Origin of the sequence: Microbacterium sp. WHRI 7836 (assembly GCF_040223885.2) — a bacterium.
Classification (GTDB): domain Bacteria; phylum Actinomycetota; class Actinomycetes; order Actinomycetales; family Microbacteriaceae; genus Microbacterium; species Microbacterium oxydans.
The window spans coordinates 3,050,829-3,067,430 of the sequence record NZ_CP168171.1 but is presented as its reverse complement, the minus strand read 5'-3'; the positions used below and the strand labels follow the sequence as shown (position 1 = coordinate 3,067,430).

Sequence of the window (16,602 nt, the reverse complement as noted above, 5' to 3'; positions counted from 1 at the left end):
GAGTGTTATGTCATGCCTCCGGGATTCAGAGCGCGGGAGTGCGGGGCGGCGGCGTGCGCCGTGTTCCCGGTCGGCCGAGAGCCTCGAATGCCGCGGCGAAGCGCAGCAGCCTCGTGTCGTCGTAGGCCCGTCCCGCGAACGTCAGCCCGATCGGCATGCCGATGTCGCCCATCAGCCCCATCGGCACCGTGACCGTCGGGATGCCGAGGTGGCGTATCGCGAGGTTGCCGTTCGCGATCCACACGCCGTTGCGCCACCCGAGGTCGGCCGATTCCGGGTTCACGTCCATGTCAGCCGGACCCGCATCCGCGACCGCGGGGAAGACGACGACATCGAGCCGCAGCACGTCCATCCAGACTTCGAGGTCGCGGCGACGCGTCTCCTCCAGGCCGCGCAGACCGCTTTCGAGCTCGGGCATGTCCGCGATCCCGACGCCGGGGTTGTCGCGCACCCAACCGGGGTACTCGGCGATGTCGTCGTCGAAGCCCGTGTAGCGGTCGGGGAGTGCGCCGTCCGGATGCGGGAAGATCGTCGCCCCGTCGATCTCGGTGAGCGAGTGCAGGGCCGGATCGCCGTTCGCCCGGAGGAAGTCCTCCCACGCCCATGCCGAGAGGTCGACGATCTCGCGGTGCAGGTATTCGGGTGACACGAGGCCGCGGGTGGCGATGGTGTGTGCGCCCGGTCGGTCGCCCTCGTAATTCGAGACGACGGGGAAGTCCACCTCGACCACGGTCGCTCCCGCGGCGGTGAGATCGTGGCGCGCCGCCTCCCAGCATTCGATGATGCTCGCCCGTGTCTCGATGCGCCGGCCCGTCGGGCCGCCGACTCCGGGATTCTCGGCACTGCCGGCATCCGGGTCGGCGTTGATGTACATCCGGGGGATGCCGATGCGGGCGCCGACGAGGGGGAGGGCGGATTCCGTCGCGAGCGCCGGATACGACTCCGGCCGGAGGGAGGATGCGGCGGGCAGCTGCACCCACGGCTGCGCGCGCCAGAAGTCGCCACGGACCTCCGCATCGTCGGCCACGATCACGTCGAGCACCTCGAGGAGGTCCGCCATGGTGCGGGTGTGCGGCACCACGACGTCCATCGTCGGCACGAGAGGCCAATTGCCGCGGGTCGAGATCACCCCGCGTGAGGGCGTGTAGGCGCACAGCGCATTGTTGGTGGCCGGCCCGCGTCCGCTCGACCAGGTCTCCTCGCCGAGTCCGAAGGCCGCGAAGCTCGCCGCCGTCGCCGTGCCTGATCCGTTCGACGACCCCGAGGCGAAGGGGGCCGTGAGGAAGGCGGCGTTGTAGGGGCTCTCGGCTCGGCCGTAGACACCGCGCTGCATGCCGCCGTTCGCCATCGGGGGCATGTTCGTCAGCCCGAGGCAGATCGCTCCCCCCGCGCGCAGTCGTTCGATCGTGAAGGCGTCGCGCTGAGCGACGAGCTGTGCGAATGCCGGACTCCCTGCGGCGGCCGTGAGCCCGCGTACGAGGTAGCTGTCCTTCGCGGTGTACGGGATGCCGTCGAGGGGACCGCGAGCCTCGCCCCTGGCGCGGCGTGCGTCAGAGGCCGCGGCCTCGTCCCGTGCATCCGCGTTCGCGACGATGACCGCGTTCAGGGCGGTCTCGGTGGCGGGGGCGTCGTACGCGGCGATGCGTGCGAGATACGCGTCGACCAGCGCGACGGCCGTCGTATCCCCTGTCTCGAGGGCGCGGCGCAGGTCGGCGATGGACGCCTCGACCACGTCGACCATCAGCGGAGTCCGTCGAGCGCCGGCTGCTGCTGGGTGATGCAGTGGATGCCACCGCCGCGGTCGAACAGCGGACGTGCATCCACCGTGACGACCCGGCGGCCGGGGTAGGCGTCGGCGAGGATCTCGCGTGCTGCGGCATCGGCCTTGTCCTCGCCGAAGCCGCACGCCACTACGCCGTCGTTCGTGACGAGGTGGTTGACGTAGCTCCAGTCGACGGGACCCTCGTCGTCGCTCAGCATCGACGGAGCCGGCAGCCCGATCACCTCGAAGCGGCGCCCGGCGGCATCCGTCTGCTCCGAGAGCAGGGCACGCAGCTCGCGGGTGACGGCGTGGTCGGGGTGGTCGGGGTTCTGCTGGTCGTGCAGCAGCAGTCGCCCGGGGCAGGCGATGGTGGCGACGATGTCGACATGGCCGTTGGTGCCGAAGTCGTCATAGTCGCGCGTGAGCCCCCGGGGGAGCCAGATCGCTTTCGTGGCGCCGAGCGTGCGGGACATCTCGGCCTCCACCCGCTGCTTGTCGGCGTAAGGATTGCGGCGGGGGTCGAGCTGCACGGTCTCGGTGAGGAGCACAGTGCCCTCTCCGTCGACGTGGATGCCGCCCCCCTCGTTCACCAGGGCGGAGCTCACCAGCTCGGCACCGACGGCGCCGGCCACGATGCGTGCGTGCTGTGCGGCCTTCCGCCACTCCGCCCATTCCGGGGCGCCCCACCCGTTGAAGATCCAGTCGACCGCTCCGAGGACACCAGGACGCTCGTCGTCGACCACGAACGTGGGCCCTGAATCGCGCATCCAGAACTCGTCGACGGGTGATTCCACGATGTCGATGCCGCTGCTGAGCATGCGCCGCGCCCTGGCGAGCTCGCTCGGGTCGACCAGCATCGAGACGGGCTCGAACTCGGCGACGGCATGAGCGACAGCGGTCCAGGTGGCATAGCCCTCTTCGCGCGCCGCTGCGGTGTCGCCGAGAGTCTCTCCCTCCGCGGGGAACGCCATCCACGTGCGCTCGTGACGTGCGGTCTCGGTGGGCATGCGCCAGCTCATCGTGGTCTCCTCGTGCGGCCGGTCCGACTATTGAACATGCGATCAACAGGTGTTACGGTAACCCCTGATGAAGACGACGTCAACAGGTGCGACCGCTCGGCGGATGTCGCCGCAGGAGCGCGATCACTCGATCCTCGAGGGGGCGCTCGGCCTTGCCCGCGAAAGCGGTCTGGAGAGCCTGACCGTCCGTGCGATCGCCGCCAGAGTGGGTGTCACCCCCGCCCTCGTCGCGCACTACCGACCGGGGATGGACGCCTTCGTCGCCGACGTCTTCGGATCGATCGTGGCGGCCGAGCGCGAAGAGGTGATCTCCGCCTTCGACGACCGCCCGTTCCGCGACGCCGCTGAGCTGCGCGGTGGTCTGCTGCGCCTGATCGAGACCCTTCTCGACGCCGACCGCGACGACGTCACCCTCATCTGGGTGCAGGCGTGGGCGCTCGGTGCCCGCAACGAGGCGCTCGCCGCCCGTGTACGGCAGGAGATGGACGGATGGCAGAGCGCGCTCGAGGGGATCTTCGCCCGCGCAGCCGCCGACGGGGCGATCGAAGCGGGTCGCGCCGACACGGCCGCATGGCTGCTGCTCGCGATGGTCGACGGCATGAACGCGCACTCGCTGGTGAAGTGGGCGCCGCGCGACCGTGCCGACCTCGCCAGGCGCGCACTGTCCGCCGTGCTGGACAGTGCCGCCCCCGATGCCCTCGTCGGTGCTCGATCCTCCGACTCCCGACCTGCTGACTCCCGACCTGCTGACTCCTGACCTGCTGACACGTAAAGGAACGCCCATGGATGCTGTGCGCATGCACGCGGCCTCGCCCGAATCGACCGCGATCGTCGATGCCGTGCTCGACTACTCGCGTCGCCGCATGCTCGCCGCCGATGTGCCGCTCGACAAGCCGCAGTCCGAGGCCGAGCTGAACCGCCTCGTCGGGCCGACCATCACGGACGCGGGGTTGGGGGCGGCGCGGGCGCTCAGCGTGTTCGAGCATGTGCTCGCCCCGGCCTGCCTGACGACGAGTCATCCGCTGTACCTGTCGTTCATCCCGACGGCGCCGACCATGGCCGCCATCGCCTTCGACCTCGTCGTGTCGGCCTCCGGGCTCTACGGCGGCAGCTGGCTCGAAGGGGCCGGGGCCGTGCACGCCGAGAACGAGGTGCTGTCGTGGTTGGCCGGCGAGTTCGGGCTCCCCGACACGGCCGGTGGCGTCTTCGTGCAGGGCGGCACGATCGGGAACCTCTCGGCGCTGGTGGCCGCCCGTGAGGCGGCGAAAGCCCGTCTGGTCGCGGCGGGGAGGGAACTGCCGAGCCGGTGGAAGATCCTCTGCAGCGTCGAGGCGCACTCCTCGAACAAGTCGGCCGCGCGCGTGATGGATGCCGACGTGCTGCTGGTGCCGGCGGGAGAGGACGGCGTGCTGCGTGCCGAGGGCGTCCGCGAGGCGCTGGCCGAGCACGGGGACGAGATCTGCGCGGTGGTCGCGACCGGGGGATCGACGAACTTCGGCATCGTCGACGACATCGCCGGCATCGCCGCACTCAAGGACGAGTTCGACTTCTGGCTGCACATCGACGGCGCCTACGGCCTCACGGCCATGCTGGCCCCGGAGGCTCGGCACCTGTTCGCGGGTGTGGAGCGCGCCGACTCGGTCATCGTCGACCCGCACAAGTGGCTGTTCGCTCCGTTCGACTGCTGTGCCCTGATCTACCGCGACCCCGACAGCGGACGTCGGGCGCACACGCAGCACGCCGAGTACCTCGACATCCTGACCGACGTCGACGAGTTCAGTCCCTCGGACTATTCGATCCAGCTCACTCGTCGACCGCGCGGTCTGCCGATGTGGTTCTCGGTCGCGACGTACGGCGTGACGGCATACCGCGAGGCCGTGAGCGCCGGTCTCGCTCTGACCCGGCGGATCGCCGACGAGATCGCCCGACGCCCCGAACTGAAGCTGGTGCGCGACCCGCAGCTGTCGATCGTGGTGTTCGAGCGCGAAGGATGGGAGCGCGCCGACTACGACCGCTGGTCGGCCGCTCTGCTCGACTCGCAGCGTGCCTTCGTGGTGCCCAGCTCCCACGCCGGTCGTCCGAACACGCGCTTCGCGATCCTGAATCCGCTCACCACGTTCGAAGACCTCGTCGGCATCCTCGACACCATGAGGTAGGCGAGGCGGACTCGACCTGCAGCGTGGGCAGGTCAGGCGGTGATTCCGGCCAGCAGACGGTGCAGGCCGTACTCGAAGGCACGATCGACGTCGCCGCCGAGGCGGAACGCCCCGGACAGCTCCATCTGCAGGAAACCCGTGGCCCACGCCGTGAAGAAGCGCGCGGCGTCGAGGGCGTCTTCCTGCCCGACCAGGGCGGACGCGGTGCGGATCAGGGGCGCGGCTGACCGTTCGAGGGCATCGTGCGGGGCCGCGATCGTGAACATGAGGCGGAAGCCCTCCGGATGCCGGTGCGCGAAGTCGCGATAGGCGTGCGCGAGCGCACCGATGTCGTCGCCCGCGGCTTCGAGACGTGCGGTGAGCGCGTCGATCGAGGCTGCGGCGACGGCGGAATGCAGTGCGTCACGGTCTCGCACGCGCTTGTACAGCGAGGGGGCGCGGACCCCCACCCGTTCTGCGACGGCCTGCATCGTGAGCCCGGAGGGACCGGCGACCTCGAGGATCTCCCGCCCGGCGGCGACGATCTCCTCGGTGGATGTGCGTTCGGGCGTCGGCATCGATCCTCCTGTGACGGCTGTGGACAGCCATGGCTATTGACATTAGCCATGATAGCTACGTATCGTAGCCATCGCAATCATCCCGAGAGGATCAGCCATGAAGCTCGCACCGCACCTGCACCGACTGGGCAACGACATCGTCGCCTCCTACCTCATCGACCTGCCGGAGGGGATCACCCTGATCGACGCCGGTCTCCCCGGGCACTGGCACGATCTGCAGCGCGAGCTCTCGACGATCGGGCGCCCTCTGTCCGATATCCGCGGTCTCGTGTTGACGCACGGCGACGGCGACCACATCGGGTTCGCCGAACGGCTGCGGAAGGAGGTCGGGGCACCGGTGTTCATCCACGAGGCCGACAGCCATCGGGTGCGCACCGGCGAGAAGCCCAAGACCCCCATGGGGCCGGCCAAGATCGGACCGACGCTCGGGTTCCTCACGTACGGGCTCCGCAAGAACGCGCTGCGCACGCCACACGTGTCGGTCGTGACCGAGGTGACAGACGGCGATGTGATCGACCTTCCGGGCGCGCCGGTCGTGCTCGGGATGCCCGGCCATTCGCCGGGGAGCATCGCGGTGCACGTCCCCGCCGTCGACGCGGTGTTCGTCGGCGATGCTCTGACGACCCGTCACGTGCTCACCGGTCGCACCGGCGCCCAACCCGCACCGTTCACCGACGAGCCCGCGGAGGCACTGGCCTCGCTCGACCGTCTCGCCGACGTGTCGGCGGCGTGGGTGCTGCCGGGGCACGGAGCGCCCTGGCACGGTTCCCCCTCCGACATCGCCGCAGCGGTCCGCGCTTCCGCCTGAGGCGCCGCGGTCAGGTCGGCGCGGGTCAGTGAGCCGCGAGCACCGTCGCGGTGTCACTCATCGTGATCTGCGGCGGGTAGAGACTCATCACCCGCAGGGCGGCGGCGTGATTCTCTGCGGTCGAACCGGCACAGGCGTCGGCCGCTATCGTCACGTGTGCGCCCGCGTCGGCGGCGGCCAGCGCGGTCGAGATCACGCAGCAGTCGGTCGAGACGCCAGCGAGCACGACGTGCCCGCCGCGTCCGATGGTCCCCTCGAGCTCCGGACCCCACTTGCCGAACGTCGGCAGGTCGATGCTCGGGTGCGGCGAGAGCGCCTCGGCGTCGGGGACGAGGGCGAACAGGGGATCGCTCGGCGGTTGGTCCGCGAAGGGCCAGGCGTCGAAGTACGCACCCCACGACGTCGTCCGGTCGGCGGTCGGCATCCAGCGGGTCACGAGCACGCGATCGCCGAACGCGTCGGCCAGGGCGCGGATGCGGGGCATCACCTCGGGGAAGAACGGCGACCCCCAGGCGGAATCCGGCGCGGCGAAGATGGTCTGCGGATCGATCACCACGAGCCAGGTGTCGGTGGTCGCGGACGCATTCACGCGGCCTCCTGCTGCCGGATCTTCGCCGCCCTCGCGAAGTACGTCACGAGGAACGAGAGCACCAGCGCGAAGAACACTCCGAGGTTCGCATAGGCCCACTCGCCGTCGCGGCCGCCGATGAGGAACAGCAGGTAGCCCTGCCAGTTGTTCCAGGCTGCGTCCTCGGCGAAGTTGTTCACGACCAGGCCCCAGCCGATCACGCTGGTGACGACCATCGTGCCGATCGAGGTCCAGTCCCACGCGCCGTAGCGTCCGCGCTGGTCGAACAGTGCCTCTTCGTCGTAGTCCTTCCGGCGGCGCAGGATGTCGGCGATGAGGATGCCGGCCCACGAGGCGAGGGGCACGCCGAGCGTGATCAGGAAGCTCTGGAACGGTCCGAGGAAGTCGGTCGCGAAGAACACCACGAAGATCGTGCCGACCGTGAGGATGACCCCGTCGATCGCTGCGGCGGACGGGCGGGGGATCCGGATGCCGAGGCTGAGCAGCGTGAGCCCGGAGGAGTAGATGCCCAGCACCGCGCCCGAGACGAGGGCGAGTACCGCAGTGAGCAGGAACGGTACGAGCACCCACACCGGCAGTATCGAGGCGAGCGCGCCGATGGGGTCGGCGGCGATCGCGTTCATGAGGTCTTCGTCGGAGCCGCCCAGCAGCAGGCCGAACACCACGAGGATCACCGGTGCCACCGATCCGCCGATCGTGTTCCAGGCGACGATCGCCCCGTCCGATGCGGTGCGCTTCTGATAGCGCGACCAGTCGGCGGCGATGTTGATCCAGCCGAGACCGAACCCGGTCATCACCATGACGAGCGCGCCGATCACCTGGCCGACGCCGCCGTCGGGTCGGGCCAGCACGACCGCGAGGTCCACCTGCGGAGCGGCGAGCACGATGTAGAGCACGGTCACGACACCGGTGATCCACGTGAGCACCGACTGCAGCTTCATGATCGTGTGATAGCCGAGCACGGACGCCGTGACGATCAGCGCTGCGACGATCACGGTGGCGACGATCTTGAGCGCGATGCTGTCTCCATCACCTCCGAGCTGGGTGATCACGGTGGCGGTGGCGAGCACGGCCATGATCGCGAGGAACGTCTCCCAGCCGATCGAGGTGAGCCACGAGACGATGCCCGGCACCTTCTGACCCTGCACGCCGAAGGCCGCCCGCGAGAGCACCATCGTCGGCGCGGAGCCGCGCTTGCCGGCGATCGCGATGAGCCCGCAGAGCAGGAACGACACGACGATGCCGATGACCGAGACGATCGTCGCCTGCCAGAACGAGATGCCGAAGCCGAGGACGAACGACCCGTACGACATGCCGAACACCGACACGTTCGCGGCGAACCACGGCCAGAACAGGTCTCGCGGCTTCGCTGTCCGCTCGGATTCGGGGATGATCTCGATGCCCGCACGCTCGATGAGGGCCGGCTTGATGTCCGTCATGCTCACATCCTGGCACTGCCGAGGCGGTCGCAGGCGGTTTCGGCGGCGGCCCCGCCGCGGTGTGCAGCCGGCGGGGGCCTAGCCGGCGAAGAAGGACTGCGCTGTGCGGGTCAGATCGTGCAGGTCCGAGACCCCTGCGAGCTCTCGCGCGGAGTGCATGGACAGGATGGGGATGCCCACGTCGACCGTACGGATGCCGAGCCTGGTCGCCGTGATCGGGCCGATGGTCGAACCGCACGGCACGCTGTTGTTGGATACGAACTCCTGCGTCGTGACCCCGGCGCGCTCGCACCAGGAACGCCACGATGCCGTGCCGACCGCATCCGTGGCGTAGCGCTGGTTGGCGTTGATCTTCAGGATCGGTCCCGATCCGAGCACCGGCTGCACCACGGGGTCGTGCTTGGCGGCGTAGTTCGGGTGCACCGAGTGTCCGACATCGCTCGACAGGCACCACGACGACGCGTAGGCCTGGCGGCGTGCGGATCCGTCGGCACCGAGGCCGGCGTACACGCGTTCGAGCACGTCCTCGAGGAAGGGGCCCGCCGCGCCGGAGCGCGACTCCGAACCCAGTTCCTCGTGGTCGAAGGCGGCGAGCACCGCGATGGGTGCTCCGGCAGTAGGGGTGTGCGCTTCGAGGGCCACCACGCCGGCGTGCACCGAGGCGAGGTCGTCGAGGCGTCCCGACGCGAAGAACGCGCTGTCCTTGCCGAACACCGCTCCGCGGGCGGAGTCGGCGATCACCACGTCGTAGCCGCGGATGTCGGAGGCCGAGACGCCGGCGGAGGAGGCGAGCTCGGCGAGGATGTCGGCCTCGGTCGGGTCGCCGAGTCCCCACACCGGCTGGGTCTCGGTCTGCTTGTCGAGGGCGAGGCCGTTGTTCACACCGCGGTCGAGGTGGATCGCCAGCTGCGGCAGACGCAGCAGAGCTCCGGTGTCCGCCAGTACGACACGGCCGTCGGCCAGTGCCAGTCGCCCGGCGAGGCGCAGCTCGCGGTCGAGCCAGGAGTTCAGCAGCGGTCCGCCGTACACCTCGACGGCGGCCTGCAGCCAGCCCCGCGAGCCGGTCGTCGGCTGCGGCTTGAGCTTGAAGCCCGGGGAGTCGGTGTGCGCGCCGAAGATCTGCACGGGCGTCGTCGCCGCAGCATCCTCGGGGACGACCCAGGCGATCGCCGCCCCGTCGCGCACGACGACGAAGCGTCCACCGGTCGTCGGCCAGGCGTCCTCCTCGTGCAGCCTGTGGAAGCCCGCAGCGTCGAGCCGTCGGGCGACCTCCGCCGCCGCGTGGTAGCTCGACGGGGAGGCGGCGACGAAATCGGCGAGGTCCTCGGCGTGGGCGAGAGCGGCGGGGGTGACGGGCATGTCGTGACCTTCCTGGAGAGCGCGGTCCTTCGAGCGTAGTCGGGGTCTCCGTGCGTCCTCCACGACGGCGGCCCGCGCCCGCGCTGTTTCCCGGCCGTTCATCCCGGCGGGTTAGGGTGGTCCCGATAGCGCCTAGGGTTCCGGGGTTCGCGCCCGTCTGGTCCGAGCGGCGCCACGGCTCTCCTCCGCAGGAGAGCCGTCATCTGACAGGACAAAAGCCCGGAGGACCCTGTTCGTCGCGCCGTGCGCCGGACGGAAGGGTCTGTTTTGTCTCCTCTCGCCTTCGTCCTCGTCTTCGGTGCGGCCATCGCCCACGCGGCGTGGAACATCATCGCGCACGGCATCAGCAGAGCGGGCGCGCCGTTCCTGTGGTGGGGCGCCGTCGCCAGCACCGTGGTCTGGATCGGCGCGGTGCCGTTCACGGGAGGCCTCGGCACCGACGATCTGTGGTCGTTCGCCCTCGGTGTCGTCGTCTCGTCGGTGCTCCACGTCGGCTACATGGCGGTGCTCCAGCGCGGCTATCGCGAGGGCAACCTCTCCACGGTGTACGCGACGGCCCGCGGCACCGGGCCCTTCCTCTCGGTGATCGTGGCCGTGCTGCTGCTGGGCGAGCGCCCGTCGGTGCTCGCGCTGATCGGGGTGGCGGCCGTGATCGCAGGCGTCGTCGCCATCGGACTCGTCGACCGGGGCAGAGGATCCGGCACCCGGCGGATGGATCCCGGCATCGTATTCGGCGTGCTCACCGGCGTCGCGATCGCCGTCTACACGATCTGGGATGCGCACGCGGTGCGCACGTGGAACCTCTCGCCGGTCGCCTTCATGGTGGGCACGACGCTGTTACAGGTGCCGTTCTACTCGATCGCGGTGCGTCGGCGCTGGGACGCGGTCTGGGCGCTCTGGCGCACGCAGTGGCGCCGCATCCTCGCGTTCGGCGCCCTGTCACCGCTGTCGTACATCCTGGTGCTGACCGCGATCCAGATCGCCCCGGTGGCGCTGGTGGCGCCCCTCCGCGAGGTCAGCGTGGTGCTGGTGAGTCTGTTCGGGGTGTTCGTGCTGCGGGAGTCGCGCGGGGGCTGGCGGATCGCGGCATCCCTCGTCGTGGTGACGGGGATCGTCCTCCTCGCCGTGTGAGCCCTCGACCGCGGGATCGACGGGTGGTGTGGAGCGTATTCCGGAATGCCAGGAAAGTGCCTCTGAACAGGACTGTTCCGACCCTGCAATGTCGGTGGTGGGGTGTGGGATGGACGTATGAACCCCCTCGCGGAAGCTCTGGATCGGGTCGTCGCCGACCTCGACGCCGTGCTGTCCGCCGCACAGCTCGCCGGACTCGACGATGCCGCGCGACTGGATGTGCTCCGCGGCGCTGGCGAGGCGCTTCGTCGCGTGGAGGCCATCGTCGTGGAGACGACCGCCTCCGCCGAGCCCCGCTTCGCCGAGGCGACCGGATGCCGATCGATGAACGAGCTCCTGCAGCGGGTGCTGCGGGTGGATGCACCCGGAGCGTCTCGGGTGGTGAAGGCGGCCGAGGCGGTTCGGCGCGAGGTGGCGCTGACGACGGGGGAGCGGCTCCCGGCGCGCTTCCCCGCGATCCGCGAGGCGATGCTCGACGGCGTGATCGGGGTGGCCGGTGTGCTCGCGGCGTCCGGGCCGGTCCTGCAGGCGGGCGATCGGATCGGGGCGGAGGAACGGGTGGCGGCCGATGCTGCGCTGGCCGACCTGGCACGCGGACTCCCCGAGGCGGACGGGGGCACCGAAGGTGGAGGGCCGCCCGCCACCCCTGACGACCTCCGGCAGTACGCGATGCTGCTCGCGCAGCTGCTCGATCCGGATGGTGCCGAACCGACGGACGCGAAGGCGCGGAATCGGAGATTCCTCACCATCGGGCGCCTGCGCAACGGGGTGCATCCGCTCCGGGGCAACCTCCTTCCCGACGTGGCCGCTCAGCTGCAGCTCATCATCGACGCTCAGAACAATCCGAAGACCGATGGCCCGCCAGAGCCGGGCGTGTCCTTCCGGTCGGAGAGCGAGCGATCGGGCGATGGAGCCGAGTCCGGTGCAGACGTCGCCGACGCCGATCCGTGGAACTCCGACCCGCGCAACGTGATCGAACAGCGCACCGCTGCGCAGAAGCGGCACGACGCCGTGGCGGCGGCACTGGCGATCGCCGCGCGTCACGAAGACATGCCCCGACTGGCCGGAGCATCCCCGACGCTCGTGGTGCACGCCGACGCGAACGACGTCGTCGCGGGCACCGGGTGGGCGACCGCGGTCGGCTCGCAGGCGCCGGTGCCGATCGGGGTCGCGATCCAGGCCGCGTGTACGGGCGCCATTCAGCGGGTGCTGTTCGACGACGGCCGGATCGTCGGCACGACCGTCATCGATCGGGTGTTCACGGTCCACCAGCGCCGCGCGATCATCGCTCGGGATGGAGAGTGCCTGATCCCCGGGTGCCATGTGCCGGCGTCATGGTGCGAGATCCACCACGTCGTCGAGCACGCCAGGGGAGGACCGACCGATACGGACAACGGCGTGCCCCTGTGCTGGTGGCATCACCGTTCGCTGAACCGATCGGGGTGGGAGATCCGGATGGCGGGAGGTACCCCGCAGGTCCGCGGCCCGGCATGGTGGGATCCCGAGCGTCACTGGCGTGTTCCGCGGCAGCGCGAGACCGCAGCTGCGTGATAGCGCTGAAACGCGGTGGGTGATCAGCGGAAGCTGACGAGTCCGGCGTGTGCGGCCGTCACGAGGATCTGCACGCGGTCGCGCAGGTGCCACTTCGACATCATGCGCCCGAGGTGTGCCTTCACCGTGCCCTCGGAGACGATGAGCGCCTTCGCGATCTCTGCGTTCGACATTCCCTGCGCGAGGCAGTTCAGCACCTCGACCTCGCGCTCCGTGAGCGGTTCGAGCGCGGCAGCGTCGGCGGCGACCGGGGTCGAATCGCGGACGTGCTTGATCAGCATCGAAGCGATCCGCGGCGACAGCGAGCTGGCCCCGCTGTGCACCTCGCGCACACCGGTGACGATGTCCTCCGCGCTGGAGTCCTTGAGCAGATAGCCGGAAGCGCCGGCGCTCAGCATGGGGAGCACCGTGTCGCTGCCGTCGAGCGTGGTGACAGCGAGCACGCGCACGTGCGGCCATCGCTCGGCGATGACACCCGTCGCCTCGATGCCGTCCATCTCAGGCATCTGCACGTCCATCATCACGACGTCGGGCTGTTCGCGCTCGACAGTGGAGATCGCCTCGAGACCGTCCTCTGCCTGCGCGATCACGCTGATCTCCGGGTCGCGCGAAACGAAGTGCGACAACGCCGAACGGACGAGGGGATCGTCATCGACGATCACGACACGGATTTCCTGCATAGGGGGAAGCCTAACGGCGCGGGCACCTGATGGACGTCATGTAGACCTTTGGCCAAAAAGGTCTAGACCTGAGACAGATGTGCGCCGCTCCTGTCGCCGAGAAGATGAATACAGACATCGACGAACGACTACATAATGGAGGTGAACGTAATGACTTTCTGGCAGCAGGTTGGCAAGTTTTTTGGTCTCGTCCGCTAGCGTACCTGGCGAATAGGAGATAGTGAACCATGGCCTTCGACCAGTCACCCCGGCGATCTACTGATTCGTTCCGGTTGGGTCGAGGCGAGAAGCTCAGCGCGATAGAGCGGATCGTCGTCCTGGTCATCGTCTCCATCACCATCGCCACGGACGTCATAGGTTTCTTCACCACACCGGGGGTCAACCCGGTAGCCCTTTTGGTGAGCGTCGCATGTACGGCAGCGTTCGCTCTCTATCTCTGGAACCCACTCATCGCGACATGCGCCCTCGGCGTCGTGTTCGCGGCATCATTTCTCGTGGGAACGGAGTCCCAGGTTCTGACTGCCGCCGCTGTCGCGGCTGGGCTCGTCATGAGGCTGGGATGGACATCCCTGATCCTGTCGTACACCGGTACGTTCCTCATCGCTGCGGCTCTCGTCGCCAACGGCGTTGCTGACTCGGGTGTGAACGTCGGTCTCTTCCTCATCTTCGCCACGGTGGCCGGAGCTGTCGGGTTCGCCCTTCGGTTGGCCTTCGCCCGTGGCAGTCGCCTCGAGCGCGAACTCGAAGAGCGGGCTGAACAAGAACGACAGGCAGTGCTCGCCGAGCGACGTTGGATCGCTGGTGAGCTGCACGACAGCATCGCGCACCACCTCACGGTGGTGTCGCTGCACGTGCAGATGCTCGAAGACCCCGAGATGAGCACCGACTCTCGAGAGGCGATCCGCGTCGCCGCTCGCAAGGCCATGACCGATCTCCGTTTCGTGATCGAGCTCGCCGACGACGGTCCGCAGTCGTCGAGCGTGCAGACGGGCGACCTCGCCGATGCCGTCGACGAGGCGCAGAGCGAGTTCGAAGCGGCGGGCCACTCCGTGGCCCGCGTGGGCGATCCCAGCGACGAGCGTATCCCGCGTGCCGTCGAGATCGTCCTCGCGCGCATCGTGCGCGAGTCCGCCACCAACATCCTCAAATACGCAGGCCCCGGCGAGGTGCTGATCGACCTCGCCGTGGACGACGATGTCGCGCACCTCACGCTGCGCAGCCCCCTCCCCACGACCCCGCGCCGTGAACTCTCGTCGAGTCGAACAGGACTCGGCCGGATGGCGGAGCGCGTGATGGGAGCGAGTGGCGAGTTCAGCGCCGGCGAAGTCGACGGGTTCTGGGTCGTGTCGGCCCGACTTCCGGTCGTCTGATGCCCTAGAGTGTGTGAGCACCCTCTCCACGCTCCGCGAGAACCTAGACGAAGGTCTAGCGAGGTCTCGACGTTCGACACTGTGGAACGAGTTGCAGTCCGCCATATTCTGAGGGTTCCCCAGATAAAGCGTCCCCAGCGCTGCGATCGCGAGCGCGGTCTTTCTGGCTTCTGAAACACTTTGCGCGCTCGCGATCGCCTTCTGCGTTAACGGCTGTCTTTCCGGCCTTCAGCGCGACTACCCGCCCACTGCGCGCATGTAGTGGCCATCGGTGGAGATCCCCGATGCGGCGACGGTGAACCGCACGACCTCGCTCAGGTACCGGTCCTCCGAGGCCTCGAAGATCCGCCCCTCCGCGTCACGCGAGGTGCGGGTGAGACGCAGGATGGGCGTCCCGCGCGGCACGCGCAGCAACTCCGCGTCCTGGTCGTCAGCGGCCACGGCGTCGATCACGTGCTGGAGGGTGACGATGGGGTGCCCGACCGACGAGAGGTACTCCGTGATCGACACCTCGTCCAGATCCACCTCGAACAGCCTCCGGCCCGCGACCTCGGTGTAGTTGAGCCGCTCCAGCATGGTGGGGCGCCCGTCGAGCAGGCGCAGCCTGACCACGCTCACGATCGTGTCCCCGGCGTCGACGCCGAGTGCCGCTCCGAGCTCTCCGGCGCGTCTCAGGCTCAGCTCCTGCGTCTCGGCCCCCGGCGTGACGCCCAGCTCGCGGGCCCAGCGGGTGAACGGCACCGATATGTCGACCGCCTGGCTCGCCTTCCTGGCGACGACTCGCGCCGGCCGACCGCGACTGGTCTCGATCAGGCCTTCGCCACGGAGCGCGGCCAGGGCGTTGCGGATCGGCCCCCGCGACGTGTGCCATCTCTCCGCGAGCTCCGCTTCGGTGGGTACGTCATCCCCGGGGCGCAGGGCACCCGCGGCGATCTGGGCGCGCAGGTCGTCGGCGATCTGGGTGTACACAGCTTCAGCCACATAGGTACATTACTTGGTCAGTCCGAACGGCGTTGCCTCGTTCCAGGAGTGTTCACTCAGGCGAATCCCCGGTAAACGCGGCCTGAACTCTTCCGAGTTAGGTACATATCTGCGCTCATCACCTGCCAGAGTCTTCCGTGGATCACCCCTCACACCCTGAAAGGTCCTCATGAAGCTTCGCGCTCTCCCCGCCCTCGCCGGCGTCGCGCTCCTCGCCCTCGGCCTCGCCGCCTGTTCCGGCTCGGCGGACGCCTCCGGCACTCCCGGCGCCGACGAGTCGTCCTCGGCCAGCGGCTTCGCGGTCGATGAGAACACCCTCGTCTTCGGCGTCGTGCCCGACTCCGTCGACACCGAGACGAACTACCAGCCGCTCATGGACTACATCGCCGAGATCACCGGCAAGACGGTCGAGTACCACGAGTCGACCGACTACGCCGCGCTGATCGAAGCCGCCGTCGCCGGCAAGGTCGACGTCGCGTCGTTCTCCGGCTTCACGTACGTCACCGCCACGAACAACGGCGCCAAGCTCACCCCGATCTCCTCGATCGTCACGGAAGAGGGCCAGGAGCCCGGCTACTTCTCGCAGGCGATCGTCCCCGCCGGCAGCGACATCAAGAGCATCGATGACTTCAAGGGCAAGAAGGTCTGCTTCGTCGACCCGTCCTCCACCTCGGGCTACCTGTTCCCGTCCTACAACCTGCTGAAGGCCGGCATCGACCCCAAGACCGACATCACGCCGGTCTTCGCGGGCAAGCACGATGTGAGCGTCACCAAGGTCGGCGAAGGCGTCGAGTGCGAGGCGGGCTTCGCCGAGGACTCCGAGGTCGAGAAGTCGGACAAGGTGAAGGTCATCGACGAGACAATGGTCCCCGGCGCGCCGCTGGTCTACTCGTCCACGCTGCCCGACGACGTCTCGAAGAAGCTCATCGACGGTCTCTCCGAGATCACGATCGACGACATCATCGCCGCCGGCATCGACGGTGCGGACACCGACGCGTTCCGCAGCGTCTTCTACGCCACGAAGCCGGTCGACGACGCGTACTACGACCTGATCCGAGACATCTGCAAGGAGACCGAAGCGGAGCAGTGCCAGGGCTGAGCCCGGCCTGACCTTTCGCCTCACCCGGCGCCCTCCGTCTCGTCTGCCTCACCCGGACGAGACGGAGGGCACCACCGCACGACTCACGACAACACAGGAGC

At 68.9% G+C, this 16,602-nt stretch carries 15 protein-coding genes; 7 read left to right on the top strand and 8 right to left on the bottom strand.

Annotated features, from left to right (window positions below):
* Positions 1-25 precede the first annotated feature (25 nt).
* Together ABRP18_RS14825 and ABRP18_RS14820 are read right to left on the bottom strand one after the other, a co-directional pair.
* Positions 26-1,741: an amidase gene (locus ABRP18_RS14825; RefSeq protein WP_349884912.1), complete on the bottom strand. Its 1,716-nt coding sequence runs from the start codon at positions 1,739-1,741 to the stop codon at positions 26-28.
* Complete coding sequence (locus ABRP18_RS14820) at positions 1,741-2,781, bottom strand: agmatine/peptidylarginine deiminase (protein ID WP_193761337.1); 1,041 nt, start codon at positions 2,779-2,781, stop codon at positions 1,741-1,743. Before ABRP18_RS14820 ends, ABRP18_RS14825 begins: the two co-directional genes overlap by 1 nt.
* A 67-nt stretch (positions 2,782-2,848) precedes the next feature.
* Between ABRP18_RS14820 and ABRP18_RS14815 the strand changes: the two genes are divergently transcribed.
* Together ABRP18_RS14815 and ABRP18_RS14810 are read left to right on the top strand one after the other, a co-directional pair.
* Positions 2,849-3,538 carry a TetR/AcrR family transcriptional regulator gene (locus ABRP18_RS14815; protein WP_193761338.1) on the top strand — a complete coding sequence of 230 codons (690 nt, stop codon included), beginning with the start codon at positions 2,849-2,851 and terminating at the stop codon, positions 3,536-3,538.
* Positions 3,539-3,563: 25 nt separating this feature from the next.
* On the top strand, positions 3,564-4,937 hold the full coding sequence (locus ABRP18_RS14810) for a pyridoxal-dependent decarboxylase (RefSeq protein WP_171011043.1): 1,374 nt from the start codon (positions 3,564-3,566) through the stop codon (positions 4,935-4,937).
* Between the two features lie 32 nt (positions 4,938-4,969).
* Here the strand turns inward: ABRP18_RS14810 and ABRP18_RS14805 are convergent, their stop codons facing one another.
* Positions 4,970-5,494, bottom strand: a complete 525-nt coding sequence (locus tag ABRP18_RS14805) for a TetR/AcrR family transcriptional regulator (protein WP_058632351.1) — start codon at positions 5,492-5,494, stop codon at positions 4,970-4,972.
* Between the two features lie 97 nt (positions 5,495-5,591).
* Here ABRP18_RS14805 and ABRP18_RS14800 point away from each other — a divergent pair, with 97 nt between their 5' ends.
* Positions 5,592-6,302 (top strand): MBL fold metallo-hydrolase, encoded by a 711-nt coding sequence (locus ABRP18_RS14800; RefSeq protein ID WP_046747725.1) that lies wholly within the window; start codon positions 5,592-5,594, stop codon positions 6,300-6,302.
* Between the two features lie 25 nt (positions 6,303-6,327).
* Here ABRP18_RS14800 and ABRP18_RS14795 read toward each other — a convergent pair whose 3' ends face one another.
* The 3 genes from ABRP18_RS14795 to ABRP18_RS14785 form a co-directional block, all read right to left on the bottom strand.
* Positions 6,328-6,891: a cysteine hydrolase family protein gene (locus ABRP18_RS14795; RefSeq protein WP_113680647.1), complete on the bottom strand. Its 564-nt coding sequence runs from the start codon at positions 6,889-6,891 to the stop codon at positions 6,328-6,330.
* Positions 6,888-8,330, bottom strand: coding sequence for a cytosine permease (locus ABRP18_RS14790; RefSeq protein ID WP_061015727.1), 1,443 nt, complete (start codon positions 8,328-8,330; stop codon positions 6,888-6,890). The genes ABRP18_RS14795 and ABRP18_RS14790 overlap by 4 nt, the downstream gene beginning before the upstream one ends.
* Positions 8,331-8,408: 78 nt before the next feature.
* Positions 8,409-9,689, bottom strand: coding sequence for a M18 family aminopeptidase (locus tag ABRP18_RS14785; protein ID WP_193761342.1), 1,281 nt, complete (start codon positions 9,687-9,689; stop codon positions 8,409-8,411).
* Between the two features lie 267 nt (positions 9,690-9,956).
* Here ABRP18_RS14785 and ABRP18_RS14780 point away from each other — a divergent pair, with 267 nt between their 5' ends.
* Together ABRP18_RS14780 and ABRP18_RS14775 are read left to right on the top strand one after the other, a co-directional pair.
* The gene (locus tag ABRP18_RS14780) at positions 9,957-10,820 is read left to right on the top strand and encodes an EamA family transporter (RefSeq protein ID WP_193761343.1); all 864 of its coding nucleotides are present in this window, start codon (positions 9,957-9,959) and stop codon (positions 10,818-10,820) included.
* 117 nt (positions 10,821-10,937) lie between these two features.
* Positions 10,938-12,371 carry a DUF222 domain-containing protein gene (locus ABRP18_RS14775; protein WP_349884911.1) on the top strand — a complete coding sequence of 478 codons (1,434 nt, stop codon included), beginning with the start codon at positions 10,938-10,940 and terminating at the stop codon, positions 12,369-12,371.
* A gap of 23 nt (positions 12,372-12,394) precedes the next feature.
* Here the strand turns inward: ABRP18_RS14775 and ABRP18_RS14770 are convergent, their stop codons facing one another.
* A complete protein-coding gene (locus ABRP18_RS14770) occupies positions 12,395-13,051 on the bottom strand; it encodes a response regulator transcription factor (RefSeq protein WP_218867291.1) in 657 nt (218 codons plus the stop codon).
* Positions 13,052-13,278: 227 nt separating this feature from the next.
* Between ABRP18_RS14770 and ABRP18_RS14765 the strand changes: the two genes are divergently transcribed.
* Complete coding sequence (locus tag ABRP18_RS14765) at positions 13,279-14,421, top strand: histidine kinase (protein WP_349884910.1); 1,143 nt, start codon at positions 13,279-13,281, stop codon at positions 14,419-14,421.
* Positions 14,422-14,658: 237 nt separating this feature from the next.
* On the opposite strand, the gene ABRP18_RS14760 is transcribed toward ABRP18_RS14765, so the two are convergent.
* The gene (locus ABRP18_RS14760) at positions 14,659-15,402 is read right to left on the bottom strand and encodes a GntR family transcriptional regulator (RefSeq protein ID WP_349884909.1); all 744 of its coding nucleotides are present in this window, start codon (positions 15,400-15,402) and stop codon (positions 14,659-14,661) included.
* 169 nt (positions 15,403-15,571) lie between these two features.
* Between ABRP18_RS14760 and ABRP18_RS14755 the strand changes: the two genes are divergently transcribed.
* Complete coding sequence (locus tag ABRP18_RS14755; protein ID WP_061015717.1) at positions 15,572-16,501, top strand: phosphate/phosphite/phosphonate ABC transporter substrate-binding protein; 930 nt, start codon at positions 15,572-15,574, stop codon at positions 16,499-16,501.
* Positions 16,502-16,602: the final 101 nt, after the last annotated feature.